This is a genomic window from Mycobacterium intermedium (assembly GCF_002086275.1).
In the GTDB taxonomy this organism is placed as follows: domain Bacteria; phylum Actinomycetota; class Actinomycetes; order Mycobacteriales; family Mycobacteriaceae; genus Mycobacterium; species Mycobacterium intermedium.
Genome location: NZ_MVHT01000009.1, coordinates 108,310 through 114,534, shown reverse-complemented (window position 1 = coordinate 114,534; position 6,225 = coordinate 108,310). Strand labels below are relative to the sequence as shown.

At 66.8% G+C, this 6,225-nt stretch carries 7 protein-coding genes; 4 read left to right on the top strand and 3 right to left on the bottom strand.

Annotation, left to right across the window (positions count from 1 at the left end):
* Positions 1 to 131: 131 nt before the first annotated feature.
* The 3 genes from BST27_RS05740 to BST27_RS05730 form a co-directional block, all read right to left on the bottom strand.
* Entirely contained in the window at positions 132 to 467 is a 336-nt protein-coding gene (locus BST27_RS05740; RefSeq protein ID WP_069422057.1) for an EthD family reductase, read from the bottom strand.
* Positions 467 to 2,509: a phenylacetic acid degradation bifunctional protein PaaZ gene (paaZ, locus tag BST27_RS05735; protein ID WP_069422056.1), complete on the bottom strand. Its 2,043-nt coding sequence runs from the start codon at positions 2,507 to 2,509 to the stop codon at positions 467 to 469. Before paaZ ends, BST27_RS05740 begins: the two co-directional genes overlap by 1 nt.
* Before the next feature lie 63 nt (positions 2,510 to 2,572).
* Positions 2,573 to 3,187, bottom strand: coding sequence for a TetR/AcrR family transcriptional regulator (locus tag BST27_RS05730; RefSeq protein ID WP_069422061.1), 615 nt, complete (start codon positions 3,185 to 3,187; stop codon positions 2,573 to 2,575).
* Positions 3,188 to 3,290: 103 nt separating this feature from the next.
* On the opposite strand from BST27_RS05730, the gene BST27_RS05725 reads away from it, so the two are divergent.
* From BST27_RS05725 to paaC, 4 genes are read left to right on the top strand one after another with little or no spacing between them, the layout of a single operon-like run.
* Positions 3,291 to 4,097, top strand: a complete 807-nt coding sequence (locus BST27_RS05725; protein WP_069422055.1) for an enoyl-CoA hydratase-related protein — start codon at positions 3,291 to 3,293, stop codon at positions 4,095 to 4,097.
* Positions 4,098 to 4,101: 4 nt separating this feature from the next.
* Positions 4,102 to 5,007 (top strand): 1,2-phenylacetyl-CoA epoxidase subunit PaaA, encoded by a 906-nt coding sequence (paaA, locus tag BST27_RS05720; RefSeq protein WP_069422054.1) that lies wholly within the window; start codon positions 4,102 to 4,104, stop codon positions 5,005 to 5,007.
* Complete coding sequence (gene paaB / locus BST27_RS05715) at positions 5,004 to 5,300, top strand: 1,2-phenylacetyl-CoA epoxidase subunit PaaB (protein WP_069422053.1); 297 nt, start codon at positions 5,004 to 5,006, stop codon at positions 5,298 to 5,300. The genes paaA and paaB overlap by 4 nt, the downstream gene beginning before the upstream one ends.
* Before the next feature lie 15 nt (positions 5,301 to 5,315).
* Positions 5,316 to 6,221 (top strand): 1,2-phenylacetyl-CoA epoxidase subunit PaaC, encoded by a 906-nt coding sequence (gene paaC, locus BST27_RS05710; RefSeq protein WP_069422052.1) that lies wholly within the window; start codon positions 5,316 to 5,318, stop codon positions 6,219 to 6,221.
* The last annotated feature ends 4 nt before the right edge of the window (positions 6,222 to 6,225 follow it).

Below are 6,225 nucleotides of genomic sequence, written 5' to 3'. Positions count from 1 at the left end.
TCCAATTATTCCTTGCAGGACAGGCACTTTCGCATATCTACACCCCGAAACTCACAACGTTTCACGAAAAATCCGGGCTAGAGCTGCATTACGGGCGGTTTTCGGCAATCCCGAAAATTACGACGCGAGAGTCAATTACGGTCGACATCCTGGTGACCGCGGACGAGCACCTCTTCCTGGCTGTACAACGTGGCGCCGCCGGTTGCGAAGTTCGCGACATCCGCACTGGCCGAACGCATCTCGTCGGACTTGAGCGCGGCCTTGAGGGATTCCGCGGTCTCGAACCACAAGTCGGCCACCAGGTAGGGCGGGGCGGGCACGTCGCGGCCGAGCGGGCGCGGCCGTCCGGTGGTGAAGCGAACCAAGCCAGGCACTTTCAGTGTCAGCGGAATGTGAGTGCTCTGGTAGTGCTCGTCGAAGGCCGCCGGGTCGGCGGGCTGTCCGTACTGCACGGTGATCCGGAACATCAGCGCCCCTCGGTGTTCGCCGGCAGTTTGGCAACCAGCGTCAGGACGTCGTACGTCGCCACCGGGGCGCCGTCCTGGTTGGTCACCACGGCGTCCCAGCGGACTTCGCCGTAGTCGGCGGACAGGCGCGGGGTCAGTTGTTTGACGGTGAGCGTGACCGTGAGGGCGTCACCGGCCTTCACCGGGGTCAGGAAGCGCAAGCCGTCGACACCGAAGTTGGCCAATACGGGACCCGGGTTGGGTTCGACGAAAAGTCCGGCCGCCAGTGACACCACCAGGTAGCCGTGTGCCACGATGCCACCGAACAGCGGATTGCCGGCTGCGGCAACGGGATCGGTGTGCGCGTAGAACGTGTCACCCGTGAACTCGGCGAAGTGCGAGATGTCCTCCAGGGTGACCGTGCGGGGTCCGCCGATGACGGTATCGCCGATCCGAAGTTCCTCGAGATGTTTGCGGAACGGGTGTAGGCCGTCGGTGTCACGGGCCGCTCCTGTCGTCCAGCGTCCCGTGATGGCGGTCAGCATGTCCGGCGACGCTTGCACCGCGGTGCGCTGCATGTGGTGCAGCACCCCGCGTATTCCGCCGAGTTCCTCGCCGCCGCCGGCGCGGCCCGGACCGCCGTGAACCAAGGTGGGCAACGGGGAGCCGTGACCGGTGGACTCCTTTGCGTCGTCGCGGTCCAGCACGAGGATGCGGCCGTGATAGGGCGCGAGATCCAGGACGAGGCGACGGGCGATCTCGGGGTCGTGGGTCACCACCGAACCGACCAGGCTGCCCCGGCCGCGCGCGGCCAGGCGTACCGCTTCGTCGAGGTCGTGGTATCCGATGACGGTGCTCACCGGGCCGAACGCCTCGACATCGTGTGGCGCGGCGACGGAATTGTCGTCGACGCGCAGCAGCAGTGGGGGCAGGAAGGCGCCGCTGCCCGCGTCCGCGCCGCGCACCGGGAAGTTGTCCGGGTCGCCGCTGACCAAAGTCGCGGCGTCGGTGAGGAATTTCAGCGCCCGTAGCACCTCGTCCCGTTGGGCGATGCTGGCCAAGGCGCCCATGGTCACGCCCTCGGCTTCGGGGTGGCCTACGACGACGGCGGCGAGGCGGGCGGCCGTGGCGTCCACGACGTCGGCGACGAGGTCCCGCGGCACCAACGCCCGGCGGATCGCCGTACATTTCTGACCGGCCTTGACGGTCATCTCCGTGACGAGTTGCTTGACGTAGAGCTCGAATTCGGGGGTGCCGGGGGTGGCGTCGGGCCCCAGTATGGAGCAGTTCAGGGAATCGGCTTCGGCGTTGAACCGCACCCCGTTGTCGACGAGGTTGGGGTGTACGCGAAGCCGGGCCGCGGTGGCAGCCGAACCGGTGAACGCGACCAGATCGTGCTCGTCGAGTTCGTCGAGCAGTCCGTGCGGGTGGGCGCAGGCGAGTTGCAACGCGCCTTCGGGCAACAGCCCGGATTCGATGATGCGCCGCACCAATTGCTCGGTGAGATACGACGTTTGGTGGGCCGGCTTGACGATCGTCGGCACGCCGGCGAGGAACGCGGGTGCCAGCTTTTCCAGCATGCCCCAGACCGGGAAATTGAAGGCGTTGATCTGCACCGCAACACCGGGGCGCGAGCTGTAGATGTGCTGTGCGACGAAAGTTCCTGCACGACCTATGCTTTCGGTCGTACCGTCGAGGTAGATGGTGTCATTCGGCAGTTCTCGAACGGCCTTGCCGGCGTAGCTGAGCAGGGTTCCGATCCCGCCGTCGATGTCGACGGCGGAGTCGCGCCGAGTGGCGCCGGTGGCGAAGGACAACGGGTAGAACTCGTCCTTGCCGGCCATCAACAGCTTGCCCAGGGCCTTGAGGCAGCTGGCGCGCTCGGGGAAGGTGAGCGCACGCAGCGCCGGCCCGCCGACCCGACGGGCGTAGCCGACGGCCGCGGCATAGTCCAACCCCTCGGTGGAGTACCGCGCCACCTCCACCCCGGTGCTCGCGTCGGTGAGCGGGATGCCAGCGTCATCGGCCGAGGTCCACCGACCGGATACGAAACTTTGTAGCATTACCAACCGTCCATTCGTTCGGTTATTAATCGCTGCAACTTTGGCAGTCGTGGTCGGTCGCCGTCAAGAGGGGTCGATGCGCAGGCCGTCGAAGAGCACGTTGACGACGGAGTCGGCCAGTTGGTCGGCGTCGAGATCGCGGGATGGCCGGTACCACTCGATCAGCGAGTTCACCGTGCCGAAGATGAGGCGACTGGTCAGCATCGGGTCGATGTCGGGGCGCACGCTGCCTTCATCGCAGGCTTGCTGGACCAACTGGCCGACGATGTGGTCGAACTCGCGCCGGCGGGCGAGCGCGCGACGCTCGACGGGCGTGTTGCCCCGGATCCTGAGCAACACCGTGACATACGGCAGTTGCTCGACCAGGACGTGAATGCTGCGCCGCACAAGGTGTTCCAGCCGATCGATGGCCGGTCCGGTGGTTGCCTGGGGTTCTTTGGTCGCCGCGAACAAGGCGTCCAGCGCCCGATTGACCGCCAACTGCAACAGTTCGGACTTGCCGCGCACGTGGTGATAGATCGAGGATTTGCTGATGCCCAGGCGGGCGGCCAGGTGCTCCATGCTGGTGCCGTCATAGCCGCGCTGGTTGAACACCGAAACCGCGACGGACAGCAGTGTGTCGAGGTCGTAGCCGGGTCGACCGACTCGACCGGTCGAGCGCGCAGGCGGGGCAGCCATGGACACCATCATCGCATCACGGCACTGCGCGGCGGTGCACACTCGCCGCGGGTGAGTCGTGCCGCCTTGATTACCGAACGAATGGTCGGTTAATGTGGCCGACATGACTACGCACATCACCGGACACACGACGATCAGCTACGCGGTCGACGGCGGCGTCGCCGCCATCGTGTTGGATCGTCCCGGAGCCTCCAACGCCCTGAACCGCGAGCTGAAGGAGGAACTCCTGGCGGCGTTGACGCGGGCGGGCTCCGATCCTGCGGTGCGAGCGGTGACGCTGACCGCCTCGGGTCGAAACTTCTGTGTCGGCCAAGACCTGGCCGAGCATGTTGCGGGGCTACGTGCCGATCCTGCGCACGCCATGAACACCGTGGCCGAGCACTACAACCCGATCGTGTTGGCGTTGACCGCGATTGAGGTCCCCGTCGTGGTGGGCATCAATGGCGCCTGCGTCGGTGCCGGACTCGGGATTGCGCTGGCGGCCGACATCCGCGTCGCCGCACGCGGCGCCAAGTTCGGCACCGCGTTCTGCGGCATCGGGCTGGCCAGCGACTCCGGGCTGAGCGCGTCGTTGCCTCGATTGGTCGGCCGGGGCCGCGCGACCGGTTTGTTACTGCTCGGCGACACCATCGACGCCGACACGGCCCACGCGTGGGGAGTGGTGCACCGCGTGGTGCCAGACGCCGATCTCGCCGCCGAAACCGCCGCGCTGGCAGGCCGGCTGGCCGCCGGCCCGACCGCCGCGTTCAAGGCCGTCAAACAACTCCTCGCCGGCAACGCCGGCGCTGAGCTCGGCGATGTTCTGGACCGGGAAGCCGAAGCGCAGCGACGGCTCGGTGCCTCGATCGATCACTCCACCGCGGTGGAAGCCTTCGTGGCCAAGCAGCGTCCGACGTTCGTGGGTCGCTGACCCCGTGGCATCCACTGCAGTCGGAGAGCGGGTCGAGCCGCGAGACCCCATGCCGGACGGATATCGCAGCACACTGATCCGACAGATCAGCCAGCATGCGCATTCGGAGATCATCGGCATGCAGCCGGAAGGCTCCTGGCTGACCCGGGCGCCTTCGTTGCGCCGTAAGGCGATCCTGATGGCCAAGGTCCAGGACGAGGCCGGCCATGGGATCTACCTGTACTCCGCGGCCGAGACGCTCGGGGTAGACCGGTCGGAGCTGACCGCGAAGCTGATTGCGGGCCAACAAAAGTACTCGTCGATCTTCAACTACCCGACCCTGAGCTTCGCCGACGTCGGGGTGATCGGGTGGTTGGTCGATGGCGCGGCGATCTGCAACCAGGTGCCGCTGTGCCGCAGTTCCTACGGTCCCTATGCCCGCGCCATGATCCGGGTGTGCAAGGAAGAGTCGTTTCATCAGCGGCAGGGTTTCGAACTGCTGCTGACCATGATGCGCGGGACCGATGCCCAGCGGGCCATGGTGCAAGACGCCGTCGACCGATGGTGGTGGCCCACGCTGATGATGTTCGGCCCGCCCGACGACCAATCACCCAACACCGAGCAATCCATGGCTTGGGGGATCAAACGCCACACCAATGACGAACTGAGGCAACGATTTGTCGACATGACGGTGCCCCAGGCCGAGGTGCTGGGGGTACACCTTCCCGACCCGGACCTGGCCTGGAACGAGGGGCGCGGCTGCTACGACTTCGGTGCTCCCGACTGGTCGGAATTCTTCGCCGTCATCGGCGGTAACGGGCCCTGCAACGCCGAACGACTGGCCACCCGCAAGGCCGCGCATGACGACGGCGCGTGGGTGCGAGAGGCCGCCCTCGCCCACGCGCGACGGATCGCAGGGGAGGACAGATGACCGGCTTTGTCGACGCCGCGTGGCCGCTCTACGAGGTGTTCGTGCGCGCCAAGCGCGGCCTGAACCACGTACACGTGGGCTCGATACACGCACCGGACGACGCCATGGCGTTGCGGCACGCGCGGGATGTGTACACCCGCCGCAACGAGGGCGTCAGTATCTGGGTGGTGCCGTCGGCCGCGATCACCGCCTCCACTGCGGACGAGAAGGAGTCGTTCTTCGCACCGTCCAACGACAAGGTGTATCGCCACCCAACGGCTTATGCCATTCCCGACACTGTTCCGCACATCTGAGTTGGAGACCGGCGAATGAATGATCACGAGTCGGCGTATGCGGGGCTCGTCGACGTCGACACCCACGACCAGTGGGCGTTCGGGACGGGCTTCGACGACCCGCTGGCCGGGGTTGACCTCACCTTTCCGGCCGGGATCGACGGGACGGATCTGGCCACCTACTGCCTGATGCTCGGCGACGACGCCCTGATCGCCGCGCAGCGCCTGGCCGAATGGAACTGCCGCGCACCCGAATTGGAGGAGGAGGTCGCGCTGGCCAATATCGGGCTGGATCTGCTTGGGCAGGCCCGACTGCTCCTCGCGCGGGCGGCGGCCGCCGACCCCGGTCTCGTTCCCGTCTTGCCCAGCGGTTCCCCGGTGCCCGCCGAGGACGCGCTGGCGTTCTTCCGCGACGGACGGGATTTCCGCAACGTGTGCCTGGTCGAGGCGGACAACGGTGACTTCGCGGTGACCGTGTTCAGGTTGCTGGTCTTCGCCACGTTCCGTCTCGCGGTGCTACAACGGCTGCGCGGGTCAAGCGATCCGGTGCTGGCCGCCGTGGCCGACAAGGGCGCGAAAGAGGTTACCTACCATCGCGATTACGCCGCACGTTGGCTGATCGCGTTGTCGCTCGGCACCCCCGAATCCCGCCGCCGCACCGAGCTGGCGCTGCATACGGTGTGGCCGTTCGTCGCCGAACTGTTCGCCACCCACCCGGTGGAAGCCCGCATTGCGGCCGCCGGCGCGGGAGTGGACCCGGCCACGATTCGTCCCGAATTCGATGCGGTGCTGGCAGAGGTGTTGGATGCCGCCGCATTACCGGTCCCGGAGACTCGTGACGGCGTGACCGCCGGCCGCGGCGGCATGCACACCGACGCCTTGGTGGAACTCCTGGCTGAAATGCAATGTGTTGCCCGCGCACATCCCTCGGCGCGGTGGTGACCGG